Here is a 25,410-nt window from a genome sequence, read left to right on the forward strand (position 1 = left end):
AAAAGAAAAAAGGAGAGAAAAAATGAAAAATATAAAAAAGTGTATGGAAATATATGCAAATTCCACAATAGGCGCATCAGAAGCCGGTCTCAAGCTGATAAAAAACGGTCAGTATAGAAACAATATGGATGAGGAAGACATAGAGTTTGCACGTTTCATGATAGGTGGAATGGGTGCAAAATAAAGCAGACATATAGACCATATTTGCCAATTTTAAGCGTGGGAGAAACATGAAAATAGAAGAAAGTCTGTGCTGTGAATTTTGCAATACCGAACTTAAGAGACAGCTGATAGGATCAAATGTATTCTACTACTGTAAGGATTGCGGAAGGATTACTTCCGCAAAAGATCTGGTAACAATCAGAATAAACGATGATGGAGTAAAAGCATGTGTATGATAGAGGAACTTGGGTATTCTGAAGAAAACAAAAAAATATACTGTACAAGCTGCATTATTTTCCAGAAAACAGGGAAATGCGAATTCCTGAACTACCTTGAATCAAAAATAACTGCAGATCTTAACAATGAGTATTTTCAGGAAATATTAATAGATGATTGCGGATTTTAATACTGAATAAAACCGCAGTCAATTTATATTATTCTATGAACCAATCCACGTAAGCAAGCAGCTCTTTTTTATCCCAATTATCAATCTTTTGTGGACTATCGTTACGACTTCCGCCAAATACATCCGATTTTTGGTTATCATCAAGAACATGAACTTTGTATTGTCCTTCATCACTATCACGGATAAAATATCCAGGACTCATTGATTCCGATTTTTTCCACATACTGATTTTAGAATAATCCCACAAACAGTTTGCCCATTCTGCCATTTTTTCAATATGCTCGTCTTTCACATCCACAATGTCACCCATAATGACACAATGCATTCCATTACGTGTAAGTTCCATGCTATTGTGAGTTCTTACTATCAAGTCCATTTTATCCCAGATTAACGATATTCAAATAATATAATAATTTTTTGTTCAGAAATATCTTTTCAGATAAAACAAAAATAGTAAAAAGCGACAAAAATAGCCAAAAAAGTAAATTAAAGATGCTATGCAAAAATCATAGCATCTCAAAGTTTAAGAGATCAGATTATTTCTTCTGTGGTGGCCAGTTCTTTTCCATCCAGCCAGGGATCCTACCGGAATCTGCAGGACCTACCATCACATTAGCACCTGTTGCATCTTCCACATCACCCTGCAGACGTGCTGCAAGTCCGGGGATGACAACAGTGTTGTGGCTTGTGTCCTTCTTCAGATCGAATCCGGAATCCTCGATTCCCTTCTTGATCTTCTCGGCGGTAAGCTGCCCACCGGCTACTGCAGCCTCTACACCGATACCGTCGGTATCAATTGCCCAGAGGAAACAGTCGATCTTGTTGGATGCGATATCACTCTCTACTGTGTAGTATGTGAGAGCAAAGTTGGTTGTAACGAGAACTGGTGAATCTGCGGTTGGTTCTCCTACCTTGTACATACCCGGATCTACTGTGACCGGCTTTCTTGGGTCAGTATAGATTGTGTCACGGATGTGCAGTTCAGGCAGCATTGCATAAGGCTCTGTGCTGTGGAGGATCATTATATCACCGTACTTGATGGTGAATACTGAAGCAACCACTGTTTCCCAGTAAGATGCACTTACAGGGTCATCGTGAGCCATCCATGCTGTGAACGGAACTGCCATAATTGGGTAAGCTATCTCACGGTCACCGTCAATTCCAGCCCTGCGTACCTTGAGGAAATTGGTAAGTGTCTGTTTGAGCTGCTTGCCGGTTGGGAATGTTCCCGGATCGAGTACAAGTTTCTCGGTACCCATTTCTGCAAAGGTCTTTGCCAGTGTCTTGAGCATGTCAAGATCATCTGGTGCAAAGAGTGTTACAGGTACATCGTACTCAAGTGCGAGTTCCCCGACTTCTTTCCAGTTGTCCTTGTTTGCTGCGTAGAGCAGTGGGTTCCTGTCCTTTGATACCTCAAGACCAGCCTTTAAGACTGCAGGATCGAATGAACAGAGAATGATTGGCAGGTCTGTTGTCTCAACTACCTTCTTAACTGCTGCTGCAAACTTAGCAGGGTCTTTGGATGTGCAACGTACTGCAACCATGTCTACGGTGAGGAAGTTTCCTACATAGAACTTCTTGAAGTCCTGGACGTACTTTACCCTCTCAACGAGATCCTTCTCATCCATGCTGTCGGTTACATCGTATGCATATGCGGTCTGGTTGAAGAATGTAAGCTTGTGCCTGTAGAGAACATCATCTCCACCGATCTTTACGATCTTGTCACCGACACCGATCTCAACTTCCCTGATCTCAGGAGCAAGAAGTGCGTCAAGCTCTTCGTACTTCTTCTTGAATTTTGCTTCAAGGATTGGCTTACAGTCAGTCAGTTTGTGTGACCTGTCGATGAGGTGTGCTGCAAAAGCCATACATGTAGCTTCACCACATTCACCACAGTTAGTAGCTGGCAGGAATTTGTAAGCTTCCAGTGGACTGTTAATTTTCATTTATCACACCTCCGCTCCAATCCAGTTGGTGATGTCTATCTCTTCGGACTCGATTGAACCGTAGAGTGTCTGTGTAATTTCCTTGAGCACCTGTACAGATGTTGGGTGCATCATCATGAACATATCGTTACCTGCAAGTGAGAGTGCAAGACCTGTGACGATCTCCCAGATAGGTCCACGGTACTCCCTTGGTCCCCAGTCAGAGTCCTGGTTAAGCGGGGATGAGACCATCCATGCCTCACGAGCACCCCATGCATTGGTGGTACCGGATGACATTGGGAATGTCAGTTCGTCGTCGCCCATAAGACCTGCAAGCCTTATACGCTCCATGTTGGTGTAAGCGTAGTCAAGACCATAACCAAGTGCAGCTGTTGTTGGATCCATTACAATTCTTTCCCTTGGGACATTACACTGCTTCATAAGTTTCCTGTTAAGCTCTTTCTGAGCGTTGATCTCAAGCTGTGTCCAGGAAAGTACGTTGTGTCCATAGTCCATTGCTGCCTTTGCAATCCTCTCGTAGTCAAGGTTCAGACTTGCGGACGCAAGGAGTACTCTCTCTCCTTCTGCAACTTCTGCTGCCCTTTCGAGTACTTCAGGGTCCTTCTCAGGATTACCTGAACCACCGATAACGATTGGTACGTCAACTGCCTGAAGTACATCTTCGACAACCTTTGCTGCTTCCTTTGCAGGGGTGTCGTTGATTAGCGGGTCAGTTGAGATAAGGTGAATTGTTACCATGTCTGCGTTAAAGTCACGCACGACTTTCTTTGCCCATTCGGCAGGGTCGTTGATAACATCCTCGTAGTTGCCTTTTACTGCCTTAGCCATACCTATTGGCATGTCGAAAACATCCATTGTGACGTAGTTTCTGTGTGGCATTTCTGCATCGAAGTAATATGGAAGTGCATTCTCTCCACCAATGGTCACAGTGCTCTTCCTTGAGCCACCATCACCTGATGTTGCACCAAGTGTTACTTCCTGAATTGGGTTCTTCCAGTTGTCTACCTTTGCAACCTCAAATTTGGAAGCAAGGAGTTCCTGTATCTTCGGAGAAGTTGGAAGTGCTTCTGGCTGTGGCATCTCGCCAAGTCCGAAAGCAGATGCGAACAACTGTTCAGCAGGGAATCCAAGCATCCTTCCGATGTTGGCCATGTGCAGGGATATCTGGGAGATCTCATTTCCCAGTGCATAAGCGAGTGCAGGATTAAGACCTCCACCGCCTGTGATATTAAGCTCGATGTCACCTTCGATGGTCACACCTTCAAGTGACTCCACATCGAGGTCCTGCAAAATATCACTGAGCTGTGATAATTTCATTTTCTTTGTCATGTGCATTCCACCTAATGATAAATTTGTTACAAACCAAGTTTCTGAGCGATCTTCTCAACTTCCTGTACTGCAACGGAATCGTCAGGAAGATCAAATAAAGGTTCCCCGGCGAGATCTCTTTCCACGATCATCTCATCCACAGGGATCATTCCTATTAATTCAAGACCGAGTTCTTCAGCAGTACTGGAGATCCTCTCACGGTTTGCATCTGTGACCTTATTTGCAATAACGTAAATGTTGGAAACATCGGTTTCCAGCTCGTTAACAAGTTCCCTGATACGCTCAGCAGTCCTAAGACCCCTGCGTGAACCATCTGTAACAACCACAAGATCATCTACGTTCCTGAAGATTTTCCTGCTGAAATGTTCCAGACCGGCTTCAGCATCGATGATGAGTACGTCATAGTTTGTTACAAGCTTGTTCATGATACCACGAAGCAGGTTGTTGACATAACAGTAACATCCTGAACCTTCAGGCCTTCCCATGACCAGCAGGTCATATCCTGGCATCTCTTCAAGGATCTCATAGAGTTTTCCTTCCAGTATGGATTCCTTGTTGATGTCAGGAGGAAGGTTATCACGTTCCTCATGCATGTACTCTTTTATGTCACCAATTGTTTTGGTGGTATCACACCCGAGAGTTTCCGGGAGATTGGTATCAGGGTCCGCATCAACGGCAAGGACTACCTTGTCACCCTTTGTAAGTTGACGAATGAGAAGACTGGTCGTTGCCGTCTTCCCTGTTCCGCCTTTACCTGTCACTGCAATTATCTTAGCCACAGAAGACCTCTCTTAGTCCTGTTTCTTAATGATAACTTTCTCAATGCTTACTTTTGCATTCTTAAGGACGATCTTAACACCGCCGGATCCACCGCCGCTCATCATTGGCATGGAAGGCATGAAGTTGGTTGGCATCTGCATCTGTGGTGCAAATCCAGCCTGTGGAGCTGATTCAGCTGCTTCTTCCTCTTCCGGTGCTTCCTCTTCTTCCTCTACCCATCTCTCAAGAATTGGGTGATTCTTTTCCTTGAGGAAGTTTCTGAGACTCTCTACATCTGCCGCATCCTCTTCGGTTGCAACCATGTCACGCATCTCTTCAGGAATATCGTTAAGTACCTTGTCCTTGAGCATCTTTGGCATCCATACAACTCTGTCCCAGCCACCATCAGCTTCGATGAACTTTGGTGAACGGAAGTAATTAACACCGATTCCAAGGAAACCTACTACCTGCTTACCTCCACCGGTCTGTCCTGCCATGGTTGAGAACTGGAGACCATTTGGTGCTGTACCTGCAAAGTCCCTGTCTACCCATCCGATACCGTCTACTTCTGGTATGTAGAAACCTACTACTTCGAAGCATCCACAGGATGTGTGTGGGTATTCAAAGAATGAGTGGAGCTTTATACGGTCGTATTCACCGCTTGAAAGTCTCTTTGCTGCTTCATTGACACCGGTGTATTCTCCGGATTCTGCGTCAATGACATCTCCCTTTGGAATTGCAAACTGAGGACCTTCAGGATCTACCTTTGCAGCTGCCCTTCCATCGAACCAGTTGATAGCACCACATAGTGAGATCCTGTCAGGGGTAACTACACAAACATTGGTAGGAGCGAATGATGCACAGAGAGTACATCCGTAGAATGTGTCGACATCCTCATCATGAAGGTCACGGGTCCTTTCATCCCTTGCCTTGTAGACTGCTCTTGCGTTATCGATCTCCTTGTCGATCTCAGCTTCATCTGTGATGTAGATAGCCTCTACAGCCTCTATGAATGGAAGCTCGTTCTTAAAGAGCATCATAATAGCCTTTGCAACGGACTCGAAGGATGTCATGCCCTTTGCAACAGCGTCCTTGCTTACCCTCATCCAGACATCGTCTCTCTGGTTAAGGTGCATGAAACCCTGTATATAGTTCTGGAATTCGTGGTTCCTTCTTTCAACAATTGACTCAAGATCTGCTTCTACAAGTTCTCCTGCGATCTTGTAGACCATTGCAAGAGGATATCTTGAACCTTCTTCCATGTCTGAAAGGTCCGGACCGATAAGTGTGAACTTGTTATCCTCAACTTCGCTCATCTCAGCTGCTCTTACAAGCTCAAATCCTTTGGATTTAGGTCCACCGAGTTCCACGTGCATACCGTCTTTTCTAATCCTCTCTCCTTCAAACATAGGAGATATTTCAAAAGGGAATTCATCTGCCATGATTAGTTCTCCGTATTGTCACCTTAAAGTTAAATTATAAATTATCAATAAATTCGTCAAGCGCCTCGAGGTATACTTCCGGTTTAAGATTTCCGAAAGACAGTGTTGCATTCTGCATGAAATTTCTCTCGATAGCTATGGTCTTCAGATCTGTGAAGTTCTTGATACCGGCAAGTACCTGATTAAGATAGTACTTCTTGTGACCGATAAAAAGAATTGTATCATAGGAACCCTGCCCGTCAAGACCGCCCCAGTTCTTGTCACCAAGGAAGTGACCAAGTGAGTGGACATTGATATATTTTGCACCGATATCCTTGTCAACAAGTGCAGTGATGGAATGTCCGGTAGCTGCTACCGGAACACCTTTTCTTGCAATTGCAATTGTTTTCTCAACAAGTTTCTCATCTTTCAGGATCTCAGATCCTACTACCATAAGAGGTCTCTTAGCCTTGGTAATAAGCTTTCCTGCAACATTTGGGTTGACAGGTTTTGCTACATTTCGACCCCATGTTGCATATATCTGGGTGTTTTTAGTTGTGTCCACCATTTAGCATTCCCCCTTGCAGAGTCTCTTTACATTTGTAGGCTGGGATGAAACATCGGATTTCATTGTTGGTCCTGAAAGGATCTTCTTACGCTTCCAGTCAATCTCCCATCCATGGTCTGCCTCAAGGATCTTAAGAAGCTCTTCACGCTTTGCAAGCGGAAGGTCTGTCTCTGTCCTTACGAACTTGTACCAGTCATCTGGTCTGTGACCAAGATACTTCTGGCTGAGTTCCATGTAGTGAGTGAGTTTGATCATCCTACCCATGTTGTTGTCGGATGGACGGATACAGTTCTTTGCAAGCATTGGAAGTAATTCTTCAATGGATTCTGCTGTTGTAAGCAAGAACTCTGGTGCTGCAGGAATTGGCATCTCTGAACCGTCTCTTGCATCGTATACCTTCCAGTCATCTTCCTGGTAAGGTTTACCAATAAGAGCTCTTCTGTACTTGGAACCGTGTGGTCCAACTACTACAGGAATACCGAGTCTGTTACATCCTGATGCAATGGATGCTGCCTTCTGGGAGTATGCTCCCCATGCAACACCAACAGCACCGATACGGTTTGTGATGTAATCAGCAATTTCTTCGTAGTTACCTGAAACGTTCCTCTGAGCAAAAATAGCAGCTACCTTAATTGCTGTTCCTGTGATGTGTGAGTTTGAAACACATGAACCTACGTTAATGAGGTTACCAGCAAGGAACTTTGCAGGATACTTCTCATAGAGAGTCTCACCGTCTTCGTTCTTGTACATACCAAGGTCCATTGCAGAACATCCTGACATTACAACGATGTAGTTTCTTTTGAGCATCTCATCTGCTACTGTGTAAAGGTCTCTTGTACCATCAGGGTAGTTGGAACACCCTACCATTGCAACAATACCAGGTGTTGTTCCCAGTACAAGGTTGACACCTTCCTCACGGATTTCAGGGTCACTAATCTGACCTCTTCCTGCACGCATGAGGCCCTTCTCCTCACGGATGAGTTTCTGGGATGCCTTCTCTATCATATTAAGTACAGGAATATCCTTTGGACATGCCTGGTCACAGCGTCCGCAGGCAATACACTTGTCATGCAGGTACTCAAACTTGCTGAAGTCCTTGTCAACACCTGCTCTCATTGCCTCCATGATCGGGAGGTTGTCAGGACAATCCATCTCACAAGCGCCACACTGGACACACTTTGCGGAAAGTTCCTGAAGTTCGTCATCGCCTGGAAGTGCCTTGATACCCATTTCCTCGCGTATCTTTGACATCTTGATAGCAAGTTCAGGTGCAACTTCTCCGAGTACATCGAAGTCAAGAATGAGTGCTCCTGGTTCCTTGAAGGTTGAGAGATCTTCAATGATGTTTGCAGCGCTGTCGTTTGACCTGTTGCGCAGACCGTACATGATCTTTTCGTTAGTAGTAATTACAGGGATAGAGAGCTTCTTTGCCTCATCAAGGACATCTGCCCTGACACACTGTTCGTCAACAACAATAACATCAGGCACACCGGACCTTATCATCTTGAGTTCCTTTGCAAGGGTACCGATGACCTTAGCCTGTGGTTTCTGGCCCTGGTCTGTCTGGTAACGTGTCATGTCAATTGCAGTACAGCAAAGTCCTGCAAGCTCCATCTTGTCTTCAAGACCGTGGTCGTGTATGTAATCCATAATGTTAGTAACACCTGCTACATTGTGACCGATAACAACAAGCACCGGTTTGCTTGAGTCAATGCAACCCATTCCAATCTCTACAAGGGGAGCCTCAGGATCTGACTTTGGCATTCCAAGACATGATATCTGTGCAAGGTCGGATACTTCCATACCTACGTGGTCAAGCATACCACCGTGGAGAATCTTTGACTCGAAATCGATTGCTGCTCCTTCCTGACCTGCGTGGATGGTTGCGAGCAACTGTGTGAGCTGTTCCTCAACATAGTCCATTACTTCTTCAAGGTCACCAAGCGTCTCTGGCTTAATACCTGTTACAGCCTGTGTATTTGGTGCAATCAGGTTTGATGGACCAACTTCTATTGGCTTGTCCTCACCATAAAGATGAATCAGGTGGTGAAGGATGTGACGTCCGTGTCCTGCGTGTGCTGCAGCACCGGTAATTACCCTGAGAAGTGTCTCACGTGCCTGGTGTGCTTCCATGTTGATACCACATGCACCTTCCTTGTTGTTTGAAAGGTCACATTTACCAAAGGTACAGTAACAACACTGGTCACAGACTGGTGTGTAAACTGGCTGGTAACGGGACAGAAGTGTGTAGTCCCAGTCTCTCAGACCTGAGATGCCCGGCTTTGGAGTTGGACCTACCTCAACCCCTTCTTCTTTTGCCTTTTTCTCAATGGCACCTACGATCTTACCGATTGTAATCTGAACATTTTCCAAATCATCAATAGAAAATTGTCCAGCTTCTAAGTCGCTCATGTTTGTTTTGTCCTCCTTTGTAGATGTCGAAGTGCTACTAAAAAACACTATTTTATGATTTATTATGAATTATCTCTAAATTCGTAATATTTTTGAAACTGTAGTGTAGGATGTTCTAATAACACCATCCCCTATAAAAAAGTTTCCGGAATCTATCATGATTATTTGTTACCATTCATTCAATGTTTCACATCATGAGTCCGGTCAAAAAGATATATACGTACATATGAGTAATAAGTGACAACAATATACGATTTTAACATATAAGTGTTCCGATAACTGTCACGATTATTCTTGACATACCGATGCCCTACTATCGCGTATTTTTAGGAAATGGTTTTATTTAATGCCGTTCTACCATAAAGGAGCATTTAATCACGGTGAATCATTTGGACAAAAAATGCTGGATATGTGGCAAGGAAGAGGCAATACCCTTTAAATGTCGTTTTTGCGGAAAAACATTTTGTTCAAGACACAGACTACCTGAGCAACATGCATGCGAAGGCCTTGAACAGTTAAAAAAAGAAGGATATAGCAACGGAAGTTCTGCTTATGGAACTGACAGTACTGATGACATATTTAAGGATGCTTTAAAAAGCACTGCTAAATATGCGGCCAGGAGCGCAGTCAGAGGAGTTGGAAGTAATATAAAGTATTCCATGAAAAACAGTCCTGCAATGGCCATTATATATCTATGTATATTCTCATTCATATTGCAAATAATCCCAGGATATAAAGAAGCAATGTGGTTAGTTCCAAACCTAATAATTCAAGGGAAACATTTGTGGACTTTAGTAACTCATATGTTTGTTCATTCAGGTTTTACACATCTTTTATTTAACATGCTTGTGTTATTTTTCTTCGGGCCTGAACTCGAAAGGAGAGCCGGCAAAAAGATATTCACTTATGTTTATTTTACAGCGGGCTTAGTAGCTGCTATAGCATATTCAATGACAACATTCTCAAGCAATACACAATATGTGCCTGTTGTTGGAGCTAGCGGTGCAATAATGGGAATATTCGCCGCTCTTGCAATAATAGCACCTGATATCAGAGTCTATGTATATTTCATACCAATGCAAATCACACATGCACTGGTGTTATTCATACTCCTTGACTTTTTCCTGCTTGGGTCAAATGACATGGTTGCTCACACGGCACATCTTAGTGGAGCCCTTGTGGGACTTCTCATGGGAAGCAGGATAAAGAGAGCGCAAAATCGATATAACTACAATGATACATATTACAGAAGGTGATACTGTTGGCTGCAGCCTCACACCTTGCCAAGGTTTTTCCAAGACCTGAAGAAGGTGAGACAATACCCATTCAATTTATTGACATGCAGGAAAAGCTTGCCGGTTGGTCACCTGAACTTAAAAGATCTGTATATGTAGATGATTTTAAAGATACCGATGGCCTGAAAAGAGTGAGGGAAGTCCACCTGCTCAGAGTCTACAACTGGCTTCTGGATGGTGAAAGTCTTATTGAACTTTCTGATATGGAAAAAGCCCAGTTTGAAGAAGTGATGGATACGTTTATAAAAGATGGCGGTGAAATTCTTTTTACAAGAAAAAGAATGAGTGGGAGGTTTGTAAACTGCTTCATCCTTGGTGATGAAAGAAGGTCGCGGTCAAGTATCAAAAAGCATTATCTGGCGGAGATTATAGATAATTAAGATCTGCCTCTTGCTGCAAAGCGGATAACACTTTAGTAAACTTATATTCAACAGTGCCATCATATGGCCACATCAGTAATTATTATATTCTATTAGATGTTATCCCCATTATTAACAGTTATAAATTACCAATATCGTCCTGATATATATTACCATAAATTATCGGAAAATGATCTTCCGATAACGAGCATTACTCATAATCATTCATATTACAATTATAGCGAGGCATCATGGCCAATGTTAAAACCGGACTTAATTCAATAGTCAAATATCTTAGTACAAAAAAGGAAACCGGAAGAAGAAGTATCGGGCTTCTTGTTGACGGTCCTAACGTGCTCCGAAAGGAGTTCAACGTAAATCTAGAAGAGATCAGGGATGTACTGAAAGAATACGGAAATGTTAAAATCGGGAGAGTATTCCTGAACCAGTACGCATCTGACAAACTTGTGGAAGCAATTGAGAACAACGGATTTGAACCAATCATATGTTCAAGCGATGTGGACGTAAGGCTTGCTGTAGAAGGAATGGAACTCGTCTACAATCCCACTATTGACACAATGGCACTTGTAACAAGGGACGCAGATTTCAAACCTCTTCTGAACAAAGCCAACGAACATGGAAAAGAAACAATCATTTTTGGCGTTGAACCGGGATTTTCCACTGCTCTTAGAAATTCAGCTGATTATGTCATCTTACTGGAAAACGACGAAATGAATTATTACGATGATTCACATTTTGAGGATGAAGATGATGACGACATTGAGTTTAACAACAACAACAATGATGTCGGCCAGAATTCCCGTAGAAAAAATGAAGCATTAATTGACTATTAATGCTTTTTACTGATTTTTAGTTTCATTGATCATAGTTTCCAGCCTGGAAGGGGAAATTCCATGCTTGGTTTCAGTACAGTTCTTAATCCTGTCAAGAAGTGCGGTAAGTTCCTCATTGGAAAGCGTATGCCCCATTTCTTCAACAATACCTTTCAGGGCTTTCATACCTGTGTGTTTGCCCACTATAAGATGGCGTTTTCCACCTACCATTTCAGGACTGAACAGTTCATAAGTACGTGGTTCTTCAAGAATAGCGCAAACATGAATGCCTGATTCATGTGAAAATGCATGTTCACCAACAATCGCCTTGGTAACCGAAGGTTTAAGCCCGGAATACTGGTTCACCATTTCTGACAGCTCTGTCAGTTTAGTAGTATCATACCTGTCAATTCCATACTGTACCCTGAGTGCAACCAGAACTTCTTCAAGCGAAGCATTACCTGCACGCTCACCAATCGAATTTACAGTTGTATGAAGCTGCTTTGCACCCGCCTCCGCTGCAGCAAGAGTATTTGCAGTTGCCATTCCAAGATCATTGTGACAGTGGATACAGATAGGAGTATTTACAGCTTTTTTGATTTCACTAACAAGATAATATGTACTGCTGGGATTGAGAATACCAATGGTATCTGCAATACTCACATAATCAACTTTGTATTCTTCGGCGGCCTTGAATGCCTTTTTAAGAACTTCAATATCAGTTCTTGTACCGTCTTCCGCTGCAAATCTCACACCAACACCATGGTCCTTTGCATACTGGACAGCTTCCATTGCAGCAGAGAACATTTCCTCGCAGCTTTTATGGTATTTATGTTTCAGGTGAAGATCTGACATTGCAATAAATATACTGATAAAATCAACATCACAGTCAACAGCAACTTCAACATCACTTACCCTTGATCTTGAAAGACAGCATGTCCTGGAATTAAGACCCATATTGGCTATTTCCTTGACTATTTCTTTCTCACCAGCTGAGACAACAGGGAAGCCTGCTTCTATAATATCAACGCCAACTGAGTCAAGCTTTGTAGCAAGGGCAATTTTTTCCTCCCTTGTAAAGACCACTCCCGGTGTCTGCTCACCGTCCCTGAGTGTCACATCACATATCTCAATATCAAGAGGTGGCAAGTTCAAATAATCCATAAGCTTGTTTCTTGAGTAATCTTTATTTTCTGACATGCATCTGACTCCTTTGATTGCTGGTCAATTTCCAGTTCCATTATATAACTGTTAGGTTTTTTAAGATAATTTCTTCTTTTTCCACAAATGTTCAAGAGCAATGTTTATTAAGAAATTAGAAGGCAATTTTATGCTGATTTTGTGTATTTTCATTTAAACCAGGAATCACATTAAAGGTTGCGCAATCTTAAACCTCATGATAGTTTACTCTGCACCTTTTCATAGAACCCGTTAATAGAGCTGCTCACAAACCTTGCAGGATTCTCAGCCCTTGTAACCGTAACAAGATCATTCTCCACCATGTTGTAGGAATGCTGGCCATCAATTACCAGTGCAGCTTCCTTTTCAGGAATTGTCATCTCAACTTTAATACTGCTGTTACCGGGTACTATCCAGGGTCTTGCTGAAAGCTTAAAAGGTGCAATTGGCACAATTATTGATGCATCCACACGTGGATCTACAATTGGCCCTCCTGCACTCATTGCATAAGCCGTTGAACCTGTTGGTGTTGCAACTACAATACCATCAGCCCTCATATCCTCAATTTCCGATTCATCAACTGCAATCCTGAAAGTAAGAATCTTTGCCGGTCTTGCTGTTATGAGAACGATCTCATTTGTTGCATCCTGTAACCTTTTACCGTTCAAATAAACACTCAGGCGTGAACGCTCCGTGTAACTAAAACCTTTAAGAACATCAGCAATGTCTTTAATAGCATCTTCAGGAGGAACATCCACCAGAAAACCCAGTGTACCCAGATTTATGCCCAGAACCGGGAGAGGATCTTCCATCTTTGAAATGTTGCGGAGCACTGTACCATCACCACCAACTGAGATGATAAGCTGTACACCTGCATTCCGCATCTGCTCAACCGGAAGACAATTATCAGTTATACCCAGATGCTGACCGGTTTTTGGTGAAAAGAAGATCTCCACTTTTGAGTTAAACTCATCATAGATCTTCCTGACCATATCAAGAGCATCCTGCTGGTCAAATCGCGATACAATACCTATTTTACTTACCTTCATTTGTTATCCCTGTTGAAAGCTTTAAGATACTATCATGTGCAAGTCCGTTGGATGCTATCACGCAAACCCTGCTTAATAATTGGTTTTCTAACTTTAAAGGGTAACCGTTCCCATCGGTGACAATTCCACCGGCTTCCTCTATCATGAGTTTACCGGCCGCAATATCAGTCATACGCATGGTACCCCTGACATCTGCAAAAGCATCAATTTTTCCTGCTGCAACATAACACAACTCAAGTGCCACACTACCCAGTGACCTGATTCGCCTCACGTTCCCGGAAAGGCATGATGCAGCAGAAATATTTTGCCTGTAACCATAAACACTGACACAGAATTTCCGAATATCAGAATTATCGGATGTTTTCAGTTTTGTCCCATTGAAATAAGCCCCTTTACCATGTTCTGCATAAAATGTATCCCCATTGGCAAGGTTTCGGACATACCCGAATATTATATCATTAAGGTCAGTTGAAGCTATGGCAAGTGAAATACTATAAAAAGGAATACCCTGCACGGCATTGTACGTACCGTCTATCGGATCGATTATAAGTGTCAAATCAGGAAGCTCTGGAGAATGACCTACAATCTTTTCCCCGGCCTCTTCACTGATAATTCTGAAAGGACTGTCTTCCTTTCCCAGAACTTCAAAAATAGCTTTTTCCGAAACGTCATCAATGAGTTTCGTAGGTGTACCATCGGCACCCATGTAAAGGATCTTGCCGGCCTCATCTGTGCCGACAATACCCCTGACAGACACATGCACTGCTTTTGCTATCCTTTCACTCAGTTCCAGGAATTCATTGCCGGAGTGCATGTAATCTGCTAAAGTAGTGACGAAATTAAAGTCCCATTGCCTTGTTGGTCTTTGCTATGGACTTGGTACCGTCTGTCTCGATCTCTGTCAATGCACGAATAGCATCGACATTCTCTGGAATTACGTCAGACTCCTGGTGGATTGCCTGGAAGAAGTACAGTTCACCTTCATACATCGTAACAGATTCTTCCCAGATACAGTTCTCCCACATGTCGCCTCTTGGACGTCCCATATCCTTTCCAAGCTCCATGATTTCAGCAGTAGAACCAATGCCCTGTCCAATCATCCTTACACGTGGCTGTTTTGCAAGAAGTGCCTTCACATCTTCAGTACTGCAGTCCTTTTCCATCTCGATGTTCAGAGTATGCAGGTGCATAAGCGTTGTTGGAAGCTTTACAGCTGTTGATGTGATATTGATGTGTGGAATTACGGACTTTACATCCGGACCGTGGTGTGAAGGGAGCTTGATTGGGTTTGGAACAATAGCATTAATAGGACCGTTCTTTACATCATTTGGATCTGCAGACCTTCTCATGAGTGTTACTCTTACCTTCTTTACACCATATTCCTGATCAAGAGGATAGATTACCCTGCACAGACCTGTTGTGTTACAGGAAACAACTCTTACAAAATCCCTGCCGAGTGCTTCTTCATAATTAGCTTCAGCATTAAATGAGCAACCTGCAAGTTCATGTTTCTCGCCGCCCTGCCACATTGCCTTAACGCCTGCTTTCTCATAAAGAGCCTTGTTCTTTTCACCGATTCCACCTGGAGTACAGTCAACAACGACATCTGCTTCTGCGATCATGTCATCGATTGAACCTGCAGCAGGAATTCCTGCCTTCTTCATATCATCTACCCTGTCAGCTAAGGTATAGACATTGTAACCCTTGTCATGTGCAACGAAAGCCTCATAATTTGGTCTTGTCTTTGCAATGCCTATTATTTCCATGTCATCCTGCATGGTAACAGCATCAGCAACACGTTTACCAATTGTACCATATCCATTTATTGCAACTTTTACTTTTGACATATTAGTTCCTTCCTATCTTTTCGTCCTTAATTTTAATATTAGTACCTCAATAATTGTGAATGAAATCTTAAATTCACTTAAATATACAATGTCTTTTATGTATATTAAAATCATTTGTGAAGTGTAGCTTCACCAGTTCCAAAATTGATCTCTTTTACAGACCCTTTTACAGTCTCGCTCTCTCCAAATATACCGTAGACTGTAACGGAATCACCTTCAACAACAAGTCTTGTTACCGATTCCATAACTACATCACGGTTCTCACCGTCAACGAGGATGACCTTTAGCTCACACATACTTATTCCCTCTTTAAATGCTTACTCAAATAAACGGGCTACAGAACAGCCCTTTGGAGCCCCGATATCTTCTCCCACCGGGTCACACTTCACCTTTAGTAAATATGCGATTGGTCTATAACTCTCTTCTGACATGGTCTCGTAATTTGCCATGCCTTTACTGATGATAAGTGAAGCATTGTCCAGTGCATCCTTAAGTTCCTCAGGAGCTTCCTGAAGGCGAACACCTATTGCATTGGACCCGGTTGTCAGAACACGGTCGACTTTGTCTGCAATTCCAAACTCCTCAATCTCTTCCATGGTCACATCGTTGAGTATTGGTGCACCCCTTACAACAAGAGTGATTTTTCCGCCCATTTTTTTAATAATCTCAAAAACAAGAGTGTCAATAAGAATCTCACCACAGTTATCTGCAAGATAGACAACATTGCTGAGTTTATCCAGCATCCTGTCTGTATCATCTATGTCCAGGCCACGCTCGAAGTGGTCCTTAAATGTTTCATCGAAAACATCAATAGGAACTTCAAGACCCATTACACCGTAGTCAAAATAGTTACCAATGACTGCCGCAAGCACTGCGCGTTTAAATGTAGCAATATCATCCCCTTCACCGTTGAAAACATGAGAGCGTATTACAGGCATGAACCTTTCAGCGGTCTTGCTACTGAGTTCTTTCATGCTTTTGTACGGATCATTATCATCCAGAATTTCGTAGGCTTTCCTGTGCATGGGAGTGGATAGTTCTGCCGCAGGCATTCCCGGCTCATAGAGTGAATTGAGCGTTTTTATTCCTCCGAGAATTGCTTTCTGGATCAGCTCTTCGTTATCAGTTGACAGTTCTGCTTCCTGGTGAACCCGGGATAACAGGCAATATGAACATCTTGGGTGAACTTTCATCGGACCATTCCTGTGTGAGTTGTCTGTCGTGTATTTTTATCATCTGCTATAAGCTTAACCTTGCCAGTATCCTGAAATAGTCCGAAAAAGAAAAAAAGCTTTGTGTGTATCTATAGTCTGATAAGGATTTAAGATAATTATGAACTACAAAAGTATTTCAAAGTTTAAACGTTTTAAATTGAAAACCGAGCATGGGCGCTACATTATATTAGGAAGTATCGATGGCATACTGGCTATTCTTGGTGTTGTCATAGGTACATCACATGTGGCAGATGACCCGGCAATTGTAATTAATGCCGCACTTGGAGGAGCTGTTGCCCTGGCACTCACAAACGGAGTCGGATCATATCTTGCTGAAAGTGCAGTGGAGTTTGGCAAACTGGCAGAACTGGAAAAACCACTTCTTCGAAGTCTTAACAGGACAAAAATAGAAGAAGAAACTAAAAAGAAAATATGGAGCGATTCCATATTCCACGGCGGAGCAAGTTTCTGCGGCTCATTGGTACCAATACTTCCTTTCCTTCTTCTGGACGAATACTCACTTGAAGTGGCAGTGGTATTGAGTATATCAGTGCTCTCAGTACTTGGAGTGTACTCTGGAAAACTTGCAAAGCAGAGCATGATCAAACACTCAGTGCGCATGGTCGGACTGGGAATAATGATCGTAACTGCGGTTACTGTACTTGGGCTGGAGTAATGAATATTGGATTTGAAAATATTATCAAATTAACCATAGATTTGTTTTGAATTATAATAAAATAATTTAGCAAAGCTTAAGAACAATATAGTTCAGTAACCACTTTTGCCAGTCAAAATTAATTTCTGGTACACAGTAAAACTAGAAGGTGGTTACTTATTAAACACGGAAAAAATTTGTTATTGGTAATTGGTACTATGATTATTTCCTGCATGCTGGTAAGCACGGTATCAGGGCAAACCTACAGTGGGGTTGAGTTTAGCTCAGGAGACCCTTCTTTTGCAGATGAAATTGTGGAATATCAATTAAATGGTGGTGCAGAAGATGGGAACATCAGCCGGATACTTGGAATTCCTGACAGGAAATCCGTGAGTCTCGGAGCCTATGGTTCTGTGGTTCTTAAATTTACAGATAATGCTCTTACATGTTCAGGAGATGAACAGGACGATCTGGTAGTTTATGAAGCCGGAACTTCTGCCCAGGAAATAGTAGAGGTATTTATCAGTGTGGATGGAAATGAATGGATTAGGGTAGGAACCGGAAACAGAAAAAGCTTCTTTGATATTGACTCTGTTGCGGGAGTTAAATACGGAGAAAAATACAGTTACGTCAAAATTGTGGACTACACAGGACTTAATATTGGTAGCTCATACGAAGGTGCTGACATGGATGCAGTGGGAGCTATAACTTCAACAGGCCCTGCAACAAATGAAGAAAGCAACAATGAACTTCCTGTATCACAGACCGAAATACCGGAATTCCCTACAATAGCTACCCCAATGCTTGCCATTATGGGACTTGCTCTGATTAGTAGTAGGAAAAAACAGTAAAAACAATAGTATAAGCTATTGTTTATTTTCTTTTTTTATTTACAGGTTAATCACTATTTTCACTCATGTTTAAATCACATGGAAATATATAATGACCCTCATGCTTGTAACGGTTGTATTATTGCTGGTAAGCCTTGTGATGATCACAAAAGGAGCAGATTGGTTTGTGGAATCTGCCGTAACTATTTCTGAAAAAAGCGGTATCCCTAAAATAATAATTGGCGCTACCATTGTCAGCTTTGCAACCACTGCACCGGAATTTACAGTTTCTGCCATGGCAGCCTATCTTGATCACGTTGAAATGACTGTAGGAAATGCAGTCGGTTCTGCAATCTGTAACATAGGACTTGTACTTGGCACGGTAATTGCCATTAAGGCAATACCTATAGAACTTCATGGCTTTACACGCAAAGGTGGATTCATGATTAGTTCTGCCTTGCTGTTGTTAGCAGTTTCATATGATGGTGTGGTAAGCTCTTTTGACGGGATACTCCTGTTGCTTGTGTTCGTTGGATTCATGTATTATAATTTCCGTCTTCAACGTGCAGTTTTTGACGGTAATGAAGAGCTCAGGGAAAAAGTGCCTCTAAGTGACTTAAAAAAAGATATTGTTCTTTTCATAACTGGTGCGTTACTGGTAGTAATCGGCAGTAGAATACTTGTTGATGCAGGAATTACCATTGCAGAATGGCTCGGTATTCCTGAAATGATTATAGCTCTTACACTGGTGGCACTTGGAACATCCCTTCCTGAATTAATTACCGCAGTTTCAGCTACCTTAAAAGGACATCAGGACATATCAATAGGAAACATACTCGGTGCCAATACAATGGACATTGCACTCATCCTTGGAGCATCTTCGCAGATAAGACCTCTCACAATACTTTCACAGTCATTGAATTATGATTTTCCGATAATGATCGCATTGATGCTGATTCTGATAATTTTTGGTATCACAGGGAAAAAACTGGAAAGATGGGAAGGTGGAGTTATCCTTGGAGTTTATGTGGGCTACATAGCTGGCCTGTTCACTCTTTTCAACTAAAAAGTGTAATAACGAATGTAATGACAAAACGATAAATTTAAGTTACGACACTTGCTAGTTCTAATAGAAAGGTGGTATATTATGAAAAATAAATTTATGATATTCATTTTGTTGCTGGTACTGTCCCTTGCAGTATCCGGATGTAGCGATAAAGAAGAGACAATTACTGTTCAGGATGAAGAAGGTAATGATGTGGATATTACCTACACAGAAGGTTCAGAAGATGAAGTCTGCCCTGTAGGTTCAACCATCACAATGAGCAATCCAAACACCGGTGAAGGCATGGTTATGGAAATTGTAGGTACTGAAGTCATAGAAGGAGTAGAAATGTGCCACATGGTTGCTGATATAAACGCCGAAGATGGAGAAGTAGCTAAAATGGAGATGTACACTCCGATTAATGATGATGATGAAAGCTTCATCATGACTTATTATGATGAGGATGGCAATGTCCTGTCAGAAATGAAATTCATGGACGGAAAAATGACTATGACGGACGAGAACGGTGAAACTTTTGAAATGACCGGAGGAATGGGAGAATAATCCTGTTTCCTCATTTTACTCATCCTTATTCTACTTTTTAATTTAAACTCACTGTTTTCTTCAGTATTGTTTTCTGAATTGATTTTAAATAGGATAATTACCATGAGTAATAACTATGCAATTGCCGTCCCCAGATGAACTGAAACAGAAAAGGATTGATCTCGGCCTGACGCAGAGTGACCTTGCAAAACGTGCAGGAGTAAGTCAACCACTTATTGCAAGAATAGAAGCAGGAGATGTGGATCCCAGGTTATCAACTCTCAGGAAAATAATCGATGTTTTTAATGATATCGAAAAAGAGGACATATACCTCAGGGACATCATGAACAGAGAGCTTATTTCTGTTGATCCTAACGAGAGTATTGATAAAGCTGTCAGCATCATGGAAAAATACAATATTTCCCAGATACCTGTAATTAAGGACGGAATTTCAGTTGGCAGTATATCTGAAGAGATGATCGTCAGGTCCATGGCTAACAAAAAAGCATCTGAGGTATCACATATGAAAATAGGTGATATTATGGGAGATTCCTTCCCGACACTTTCCCCGGGAACTGATGTTAAGACCGCATCTTATATGCTTGAGAAACATCCTGCAGTACTCGTACTGGAAAAAGGGCAGGTTGCAGGTGTTGTTACCAAATACGATATTCTTAAATTGCTGAGTGAATGAGTTTAATGATATACAAATTCAGGGGAAACAATGAGTAAGGCTTACAAAATTGGGAAAATTATTGGAATACCTATAAAAATAGACATTTCATTTCTAATTGTACTGCCTTTATTTGCATGGTTCTTTTCTTCATATGTACAGCCATTTGGATTCGCAGGTGTCCAGCCTGAGATAATGAAATATGCTTTTTCATTGCTGACTGCAATTCTGCTTTTTGTATCCGTACTGGTACATGAACTTGCACACTCATATTTCAGCCTGATATTCGGAGGAAGTATTAAAGAGATAAGACTCCATCTGCTTGGAGGAGTCGCTTCCATGAATAGAGAGGTTAAGGAGCCATTGAAGGTAATGGTAATTGTAGCCGCAGGACCACTTTCAAGCATAATACTTGGAGTATTGCTTCTCGTTTTGAATTATATTTTAAACCCTGCATCCTTTACAGAAGGAAATACAACATTATTGATGCTTTTTATTCTGGGATACGTCAATATTTTCATGGGGCTTTTCAACCTGATTCCTGCATTCCCAATGGATGGAGGAAGAATACTAAGGGCTTTTCTTTCATTGTTTATGGATTATGTTAAAGCAACAGAAAAAGCCGTTTTAATTGGAAAGATAATTGCTGTTTTATTGGGAATATTTGGTTTATTCACTGATTTGTGGTTACTGCTTATTGCATTATACATCTACGGCAATGCAAGCAGAGAAGAGCAGCTGGTAAAAATGAGATATAGCAGATTTTAGAATTTGCTCAAGTAAATTTTCTCCTGTCTAACATAGATGCTAACATTCATGATTATTAATTATAAGGTTCAGTCCAATTCTAATAAATTTAAATATTAAGAAATCCAATGAGATTGATGCAATTATATAATAATATCATAATATATTGTAGATTTTAGGCTGGATGGAAAAAATGAAAACAAAATTAATAGCATTAGTAGCAATGCTCACAATATGCATTGTGGCACTTTCAGGATGTACTGATATCAGTGACTCCTACAAACCCGGAAGTTTCGGAGCAACCGAGGAAGAACAACAGATAGTGGATGCAGTTACTGAAAAATATGGTGACATGACAGCCAGCGGAGAACCAAGACTCCTTGAAGTGATGATGACTTCATCAACTGTAAACTTCATACCTGTTGATAAAGTACTCAAATACTCAAAAGACTCAGAAGAATTGTATGCATGGTTCATCTATGACAACTTCAATTACGATACAATAAGTGTGGAATGGATTTACCTTGAATCTGATTATTCAATTTACACATTCGAGTCTGAAACCGGAGAAGACTTTGGACGTGGAACTTTCATTCTTGAACAACCGGATGACGGTTGGCCGCTCGGAGATTACAGAGTAGTAATTAGTGGTGCAGGTATTGAAGAATCAGTAGACTTTGAAATTATAGACGGAGCAACCGTCTCAGAACCATTTGACTTGCTGGATGGTGCAACTGTTGACAGCCACAAAGCAGATTTCGGAAGCTCAGGTACAAGTGACGAAACACCAGCTCCGCAAAGTGGATTCACAGCCGAAAGCACATCGCACAGCTTTGTGGGTGAATGGTCTTCCAACTGGGGTGACATGGAATTCTGGGAATCAGACGGCAAGATATATGGTGAGTACACACACGATGCAGGTAGACTTGAAGGTGTTGTGAACGGCGATGTCTTCATAGGAACATGGTCTGAAAGCCCTTCATACGCAGAACCAAACGATGCAGGTGATGTGGAAATTAAACTCAGCAGTGATGGGAATTCATTTGAAGGAAACTGGAGATACGGCTCAGACAGTTCAACATGGAGCGGGGGATGGACAGGAACCAGAGTAGGAGAATCAACGACTGCGACAAGTTCAGCTTCATCAGGCGTTACACCTGGATGGTACCTTGTTACAGTTGAAGATTACGGAGATAAAGTAATCAGCACAAATGACTACTACTCATACGATGTCGACTATGAGAGAGGTAATGTCTGGACAAGTAACACCGGAGATCACGGTGAAACAGTACAGGTCAGAACCATCAGTGATGAACCAGAAGACTTCTATGCTGCTGAAGAAGAAATCGTTATCAATGTCAGAAAAGAGGGTGAACTTATAGCACCAGACGATCTCGGGCTTTATGATACAAGTTCTATTGGTATAGACTTTGCTGATGTAGCTGTTGACAGAGGAACCTCAAGCTCGTATTCCCTTGAAGATGAAACGTACGGAGCATATTTCAAGATGGGATGGGGCGATCAAACAGGTGATATTAAAGAAGGTACATTCAAGGCAAATGCCCCGGGAGCAGATGCATTTGGAGGTTCATTCAGAATACTTTATTACTATTCTAATGGAGGAACCTACAGAACAAACTACATCTACGAATGGAAAGAGTAATTCTCTTCCATTTCTCTTTTTTAATTATTCCACAATATTTGTTTGAACTATTCCTTATTCGCCCCTACTTTATCGTATCCTGCTGAATTACCTGCAAAGCGAATGTTTCTTATAAATTCAAAGATTCTATGATGTTATTTGCTGAATGGAATTGGCTGAAATATGTATATCCTTTATGGAATCAGAAATTGAACTGAGAGTCCATAATAGGTTTATATAATAGGGTTGCATATCAGGCAAAAGTTGCCGCATGGACAAGATGCCCACAGGCAAATAAAATTTCATATTTCAATTACATTAACACTAATATAATCAGGAGATTAATATGGATCTTGAAGATACACTTCTTATGATGCCAGGACCGGTTCCGGTCGCACCTCGCGTTCTCAGGGCAATGTCAAAGCCTATGATTAATCACAGGGGAGCAGAGTTCTCAGCAATGTTTGATGATTGCCGTGAAATTCTTGCCGATGTTTTCCAGACAAAAAATGATATTTTCATTTTAAGCGGCTCAGGTACCGCTGCAATGGAAGCTGCTGTGGGATGCACAGTAGGAAAGGATGATGTTGTAGTTGCCCTTGAAAATGGTAAATTCGGAGAGAGATTCAAGGACATTGCTGCAAGGTACGGAAAAGTAAACGCACTTGAAAACGAGTGGGGACATTCCTTTAACCTTGAAGAAGTTGAAAAGAAACTTGAGGAAGGCGCAAAGGCAATCACTCTTGTCCACAACGAAACATCCGTAGGTATACAGAACCCTGCAGAAGAAATAGGAAAACTCGCAAAGAAGTACGATGCTCTCTTTATTATGGATGGTGTTACAACCCTTGGAGGAGACACTGTGAAAGTAGATGACTGGGGCGTTGACATTGCTGTTGTAGGTTCACAGAAATGTCTTGCTGCACCGCCAGGACTTTCCATGATCTCTGTCAGTGAAAAAGCACTTGAAGCAATGAACGAGAAGGATGCACTTCCATATTATCTTGATCTTAAAGCACACAAAAAGAGTGCTGATAAGTCGCAGACACCATACACACCAGGAGTTCCTTTATTCTTTGGTCTTCAGGAAGCACTCCACATTGTAAAGGAGGAAGGTATGGAGGCAAGGATCAAACGCCACGCAACAGGTGCAAAAGCAATCAGGACTGCTGCAGATGCAATGGGACTTGAAATGTTCCCACAGCTTAATGATGAACACAGTCATTATTCAAACACAGTATCCGCAATGAAAGCTCCGGAAGGAGTAAGTGGAAATGATATTAAGAAAGACCTGATGGCAAAAGGAATCACCATCGCTGGTGGCCAGGCACATCTTAGCGGCAAGATCTTCAGGATAGGAAGCATGGGTAATGTCCAGCCAAAGGACATTATGCTCACAATACAGGAACTTGAAATGACCCTGGTGAAAAGAGGAGTTGTTTCTGAATTCGGAGCTGGCGTTGAAGCAGCAGCAGAAGTGCTGAACACACTTTAATTTCAAAAAATATCCGGATATAATCAGGCAAGTACAGGTAAAGCATGGCAACAATAGGAGTCGTTGACACAACATTTGCACGCTTCAATATGGGAAAAGCAGCCATAAATGAGATACAGCAGAACGCCACTGCAAAGATTATACGCAGGACTGTTCCCGGTATCAAGGATCTTCCGGTTGCTGCTAAGAAGCTCATAGAGGAACAAGGTTGCGATATAGTCATGGTTCTTGGCATGCCAGGCAGTAAAGAACAGGACAAAATCTGTGCCCACGAAGCATCCACCGGAATAATCCAGGCACAGCTTATGACAAACACCCATATCATAGAGGTCTTTGTCCATGAGGATGAAGCAAAGGATGAGAACGAGCTTGTTTTCCTCATGGAACAGAGATCAAGGGAACATGCACTTAATGTCGTTAAAATGCTGTGCAGACCTGAAAAAATGATTAAGGAAGCAGGCACCGGTCAGAGACAGGGGTTTGAAGATGTTGGTCCTGCAAGGATGTAAAAGGACAGAAACCAACAGAAAGTTAATATTAAATTTAAATCTAAACTTTAAGTGATTATTATGACAATAAAATTGGGATTTGTAATAGCTGAATTTAACAGGGATCTTACATTCCAGATGGAAATGCTTGGTGAAGAGCATGCTAAGTTCCTCGGAGCAGAGGTTGTAGAAAAGATCCTGGTTCCAGGAGTATATGATATGCCACTGGCTATCAAGAAACTCTGTGAGCGCGATGACATCGATGCTGTTGCCACCATGGGAATTGTCATCGAAGGTGCAACCCAGCACGATGAAATTGTTGTTCAGCATGCAGCAAGAAAGATAACTGATCTTTCACTGGAATACAACAAGCCTGTTACACTGGGAATTGCAGGACCCGGTATGACCAGAATGGAAGCACACCAGCGTGTGGATTACGGAAAGCGTGCTGTTGAGGCAGCTGTCAAGCTTGTACAGCGCCTGTAAGTATCAAAAGTTAAACTACAAAACATT

Annotated in this window: 29 protein-coding genes; 16 read left to right on the top strand and 13 right to left on the bottom strand. The window is 41.9% G+C overall.

Annotated features, from left to right (window positions below; translation table 11 throughout):
- Window positions 1–22: 22 nt before the first annotated feature.
- From METTI_RS01215 to METTI_RS01220, 3 genes are read left to right on the top strand one after another with little or no spacing between them, the layout of a single operon-like run.
- Window positions 23–184 (top strand): hypothetical protein, encoded by a 162-nt coding sequence (locus METTI_RS01215; protein ID WP_023843984.1) that lies wholly within the window; start codon window positions 23–25, stop codon window positions 182–184.
- Window positions 185–230: 46 nt separating this feature from the next.
- On the top strand, window positions 231–398 hold the full coding sequence (locus METTI_RS15640; protein WP_023843985.1) for a hypothetical protein: 168 nt from the start codon (window positions 231–233) through the stop codon (window positions 396–398).
- Window positions 395–568, top strand: coding sequence for a hypothetical protein (locus METTI_RS01220; RefSeq protein ID WP_156916227.1), 174 nt, complete (start codon window positions 395–397; stop codon window positions 566–568). Before METTI_RS15640 ends, METTI_RS01220 begins: the two co-directional genes overlap by 4 nt.
- Before the next feature lie 28 nt (window positions 569–596).
- Here the strand turns inward: METTI_RS01220 and METTI_RS01225 are convergent, their stop codons facing one another.
- The 7 genes from METTI_RS01225 to cdhA form a co-directional block, all read right to left on the bottom strand.
- Window positions 597–944, bottom strand: coding sequence for a hypothetical protein (locus METTI_RS01225; RefSeq protein WP_023843987.1), 348 nt, complete (start codon window positions 942–944; stop codon window positions 597–599).
- Between the two features lie 160 nt (window positions 945–1,104).
- Window positions 1,105–2,514, bottom strand: coding sequence for an acetyl-CoA decarbonylase/synthase complex subunit gamma (gene acsC, locus METTI_RS01230; RefSeq protein ID WP_023843988.1), 1,410 nt, complete (start codon window positions 2,512–2,514; stop codon window positions 1,105–1,107).
- Between the two features lie 3 nt (window positions 2,515–2,517).
- Window positions 2,518–3,843 (bottom strand): CO dehydrogenase/acetyl-CoA synthase subunit delta, encoded by a 1,326-nt coding sequence (cdhD, locus tag METTI_RS01235; RefSeq protein WP_023843989.1) that lies wholly within the window; start codon window positions 3,841–3,843, stop codon window positions 2,518–2,520.
- 26 nt (window positions 3,844–3,869) lie between these two features.
- A complete protein-coding gene (locus METTI_RS01240) occupies window positions 3,870–4,622 on the bottom strand; it encodes an ATP-binding protein (protein WP_023843990.1) in 753 nt (250 codons plus the stop codon).
- Window positions 4,623–4,634: 12 nt separating this feature from the next.
- Window positions 4,635–6,044 (bottom strand): CO dehydrogenase/CO-methylating acetyl-CoA synthase complex subunit beta, encoded by a 1,410-nt coding sequence (gene cdhC, locus METTI_RS01245; RefSeq protein ID WP_023843991.1) that lies wholly within the window; start codon window positions 6,042–6,044, stop codon window positions 4,635–4,637.
- 34 nt (window positions 6,045–6,078) lie between these two features.
- Window positions 6,079–6,591, bottom strand: a complete 513-nt coding sequence (gene cdhB / locus METTI_RS01250; protein WP_023843992.1) for a CO dehydrogenase/acetyl-CoA synthase complex subunit epsilon — start codon at window positions 6,589–6,591, stop codon at window positions 6,079–6,081.
- Window positions 6,592–9,003: a CO dehydrogenase/acetyl-CoA synthase complex subunit alpha gene (gene cdhA, locus METTI_RS01255; RefSeq protein ID WP_023843993.1), complete on the bottom strand. Its 2,412-nt coding sequence runs from the start codon at window positions 9,001–9,003 to the stop codon at window positions 6,592–6,594. It lies immediately after the preceding gene.
- A gap of 380 nt (window positions 9,004–9,383) precedes the next feature.
- Between cdhA and METTI_RS01260 the strand changes: the two genes are divergently transcribed.
- The 3 genes from METTI_RS01260 to METTI_RS01270 all read left to right on the top strand — a co-directional run bounded on the left by METTI_RS01260 (window position 9,384) and on the right by METTI_RS01270 (window position 11,511).
- Window positions 9,384–10,259, top strand: coding sequence for a rhomboid family intramembrane serine protease (locus METTI_RS01260; RefSeq protein ID WP_023843994.1), 876 nt, complete (start codon window positions 9,384–9,386; stop codon window positions 10,257–10,259).
- Window positions 10,260–10,264: 5 nt separating this feature from the next.
- Window positions 10,265–10,678 (top strand): hypothetical protein, encoded by a 414-nt coding sequence (locus METTI_RS01265; RefSeq protein ID WP_023843995.1) that lies wholly within the window; start codon window positions 10,265–10,267, stop codon window positions 10,676–10,678.
- 230 nt (window positions 10,679–10,908) lie between these two features.
- A complete protein-coding gene (locus METTI_RS01270) occupies window positions 10,909–11,511 on the top strand; it encodes a TIGR00288 family NYN domain-containing protein (protein WP_023843996.1) in 603 nt (200 codons plus the stop codon).
- Between the two features lie 6 nt (window positions 11,512–11,517).
- On the opposite strand, the gene METTI_RS01275 is transcribed toward METTI_RS01270, so the two are convergent.
- The 6 genes from METTI_RS01275 to METTI_RS01300 form a co-directional block, all read right to left on the bottom strand.
- Entirely contained in the window at window positions 11,518–12,690 is a 1,173-nt protein-coding gene (locus METTI_RS01275; RefSeq protein ID WP_023843997.1) for a homocitrate synthase family protein, read from the bottom strand.
- Window positions 12,691–12,884: 194 nt separating this feature from the next.
- Window positions 12,885–13,718 (bottom strand): NAD(+)/NADH kinase, encoded by an 834-nt coding sequence (locus tag METTI_RS01280; protein WP_023843998.1) that lies wholly within the window; start codon window positions 13,716–13,718, stop codon window positions 12,885–12,887.
- Window positions 13,705–14,532 (bottom strand): bifunctional fructose-bisphosphatase/inositol-phosphate phosphatase, encoded by an 828-nt coding sequence (locus tag METTI_RS01285; RefSeq protein WP_023843999.1) that lies wholly within the window; start codon window positions 14,530–14,532, stop codon window positions 13,705–13,707. The genes METTI_RS01280 and METTI_RS01285 overlap by 14 nt, the downstream gene beginning before the upstream one ends.
- Window positions 14,533–14,557: 25 nt before the next feature.
- On the bottom strand, window positions 14,558–15,565 hold the full coding sequence (locus METTI_RS01290; RefSeq protein ID WP_023844000.1) for a type II glyceraldehyde-3-phosphate dehydrogenase: 1,008 nt from the start codon (window positions 15,563–15,565) through the stop codon (window positions 14,558–14,560).
- Window positions 15,566–15,675: 110 nt separating this feature from the next.
- Window positions 15,676–15,861, bottom strand: coding sequence for a CooT family nickel-binding protein (locus METTI_RS01295; RefSeq protein WP_023844002.1), 186 nt, complete (start codon window positions 15,859–15,861; stop codon window positions 15,676–15,678).
- A 21-nt stretch (window positions 15,862–15,882) separates the two neighbouring features.
- Complete coding sequence (locus METTI_RS01300) at window positions 15,883–16,758, bottom strand: damage-control phosphatase ARMT1 family protein (protein WP_023844003.1); 876 nt, start codon at window positions 16,756–16,758, stop codon at window positions 15,883–15,885.
- A gap of 139 nt (window positions 16,759–16,897) precedes the next feature.
- On the opposite strand from METTI_RS01300, the gene METTI_RS01305 reads away from it, so the two are divergent.
- The 10 genes from METTI_RS01305 to ribH all read left to right on the top strand — a co-directional run bounded on the left by METTI_RS01305 (window position 16,898) and on the right by ribH (window position 25,383).
- On the top strand, window positions 16,898–17,455 hold the full coding sequence (locus METTI_RS01305) for a VIT1/CCC1 transporter family protein (protein WP_023844004.1): 558 nt from the start codon (window positions 16,898–16,900) through the stop codon (window positions 17,453–17,455).
- A gap of 197 nt (window positions 17,456–17,652) precedes the next feature.
- Entirely contained in the window at window positions 17,653–18,285 is a 633-nt protein-coding gene (locus METTI_RS01310; RefSeq protein WP_156916228.1) for a hypothetical protein, read from the top strand.
- Between the two features lie 91 nt (window positions 18,286–18,376).
- Window positions 18,377–19,330, top strand: coding sequence for a calcium/sodium antiporter (locus METTI_RS01315; protein WP_023844006.1), 954 nt, complete (start codon window positions 18,377–18,379; stop codon window positions 19,328–19,330).
- Between the two features lie 81 nt (window positions 19,331–19,411).
- Window positions 19,412–19,873, top strand: a complete 462-nt coding sequence (locus tag METTI_RS01320) for a hypothetical protein (protein WP_023844007.1) — start codon at window positions 19,412–19,414, stop codon at window positions 19,871–19,873.
- A gap of 115 nt (window positions 19,874–19,988) precedes the next feature.
- Window positions 19,989–20,546, top strand: a complete 558-nt coding sequence (locus tag METTI_RS01325; RefSeq protein ID WP_023844008.1) for a CBS domain-containing protein — start codon at window positions 19,989–19,991, stop codon at window positions 20,544–20,546.
- Window positions 20,547–20,576: 30 nt separating this feature from the next.
- On the top strand, window positions 20,577–21,293 hold the full coding sequence (locus METTI_RS01330) for a M50 family metallopeptidase (protein WP_023844009.1): 717 nt from the start codon (window positions 20,577–20,579) through the stop codon (window positions 21,291–21,293).
- A gap of 172 nt (window positions 21,294–21,465) precedes the next feature.
- Window positions 21,466–22,935, top strand: coding sequence for a hypothetical protein (locus METTI_RS01335; RefSeq protein WP_023844010.1), 1,470 nt, complete (start codon window positions 21,466–21,468; stop codon window positions 22,933–22,935).
- Between the two features lie 325 nt (window positions 22,936–23,260).
- Window positions 23,261–24,409, top strand: a complete 1,149-nt coding sequence (locus METTI_RS01340) for a pyridoxal-phosphate-dependent aminotransferase family protein (protein WP_023844011.1) — start codon at window positions 23,261–23,263, stop codon at window positions 24,407–24,409.
- 44 nt (window positions 24,410–24,453) lie between these two features.
- Window positions 24,454–24,918 carry a riboflavin synthase gene (ribC, locus tag METTI_RS01345; RefSeq protein WP_023844012.1) on the top strand — a complete coding sequence of 155 codons (465 nt, stop codon included), beginning with the start codon at window positions 24,454–24,456 and terminating at the stop codon, window positions 24,916–24,918.
- A gap of 60 nt (window positions 24,919–24,978) precedes the next feature.
- Window positions 24,979–25,383, top strand: a complete 405-nt coding sequence (ribH, locus tag METTI_RS01350) for a 6,7-dimethyl-8-ribityllumazine synthase (protein WP_023844013.1) — start codon at window positions 24,979–24,981, stop codon at window positions 25,381–25,383.
- Window positions 25,384–25,410 lie beyond the last annotated feature (27 nt).

The sequence above is a fragment of the Methanolobus tindarius DSM 2278 genome (assembly GCF_000504205.1).
GTDB lineage: Archaea > Halobacteriota > Methanosarcinia > Methanosarcinales > Methanosarcinaceae > Methanolobus > Methanolobus tindarius.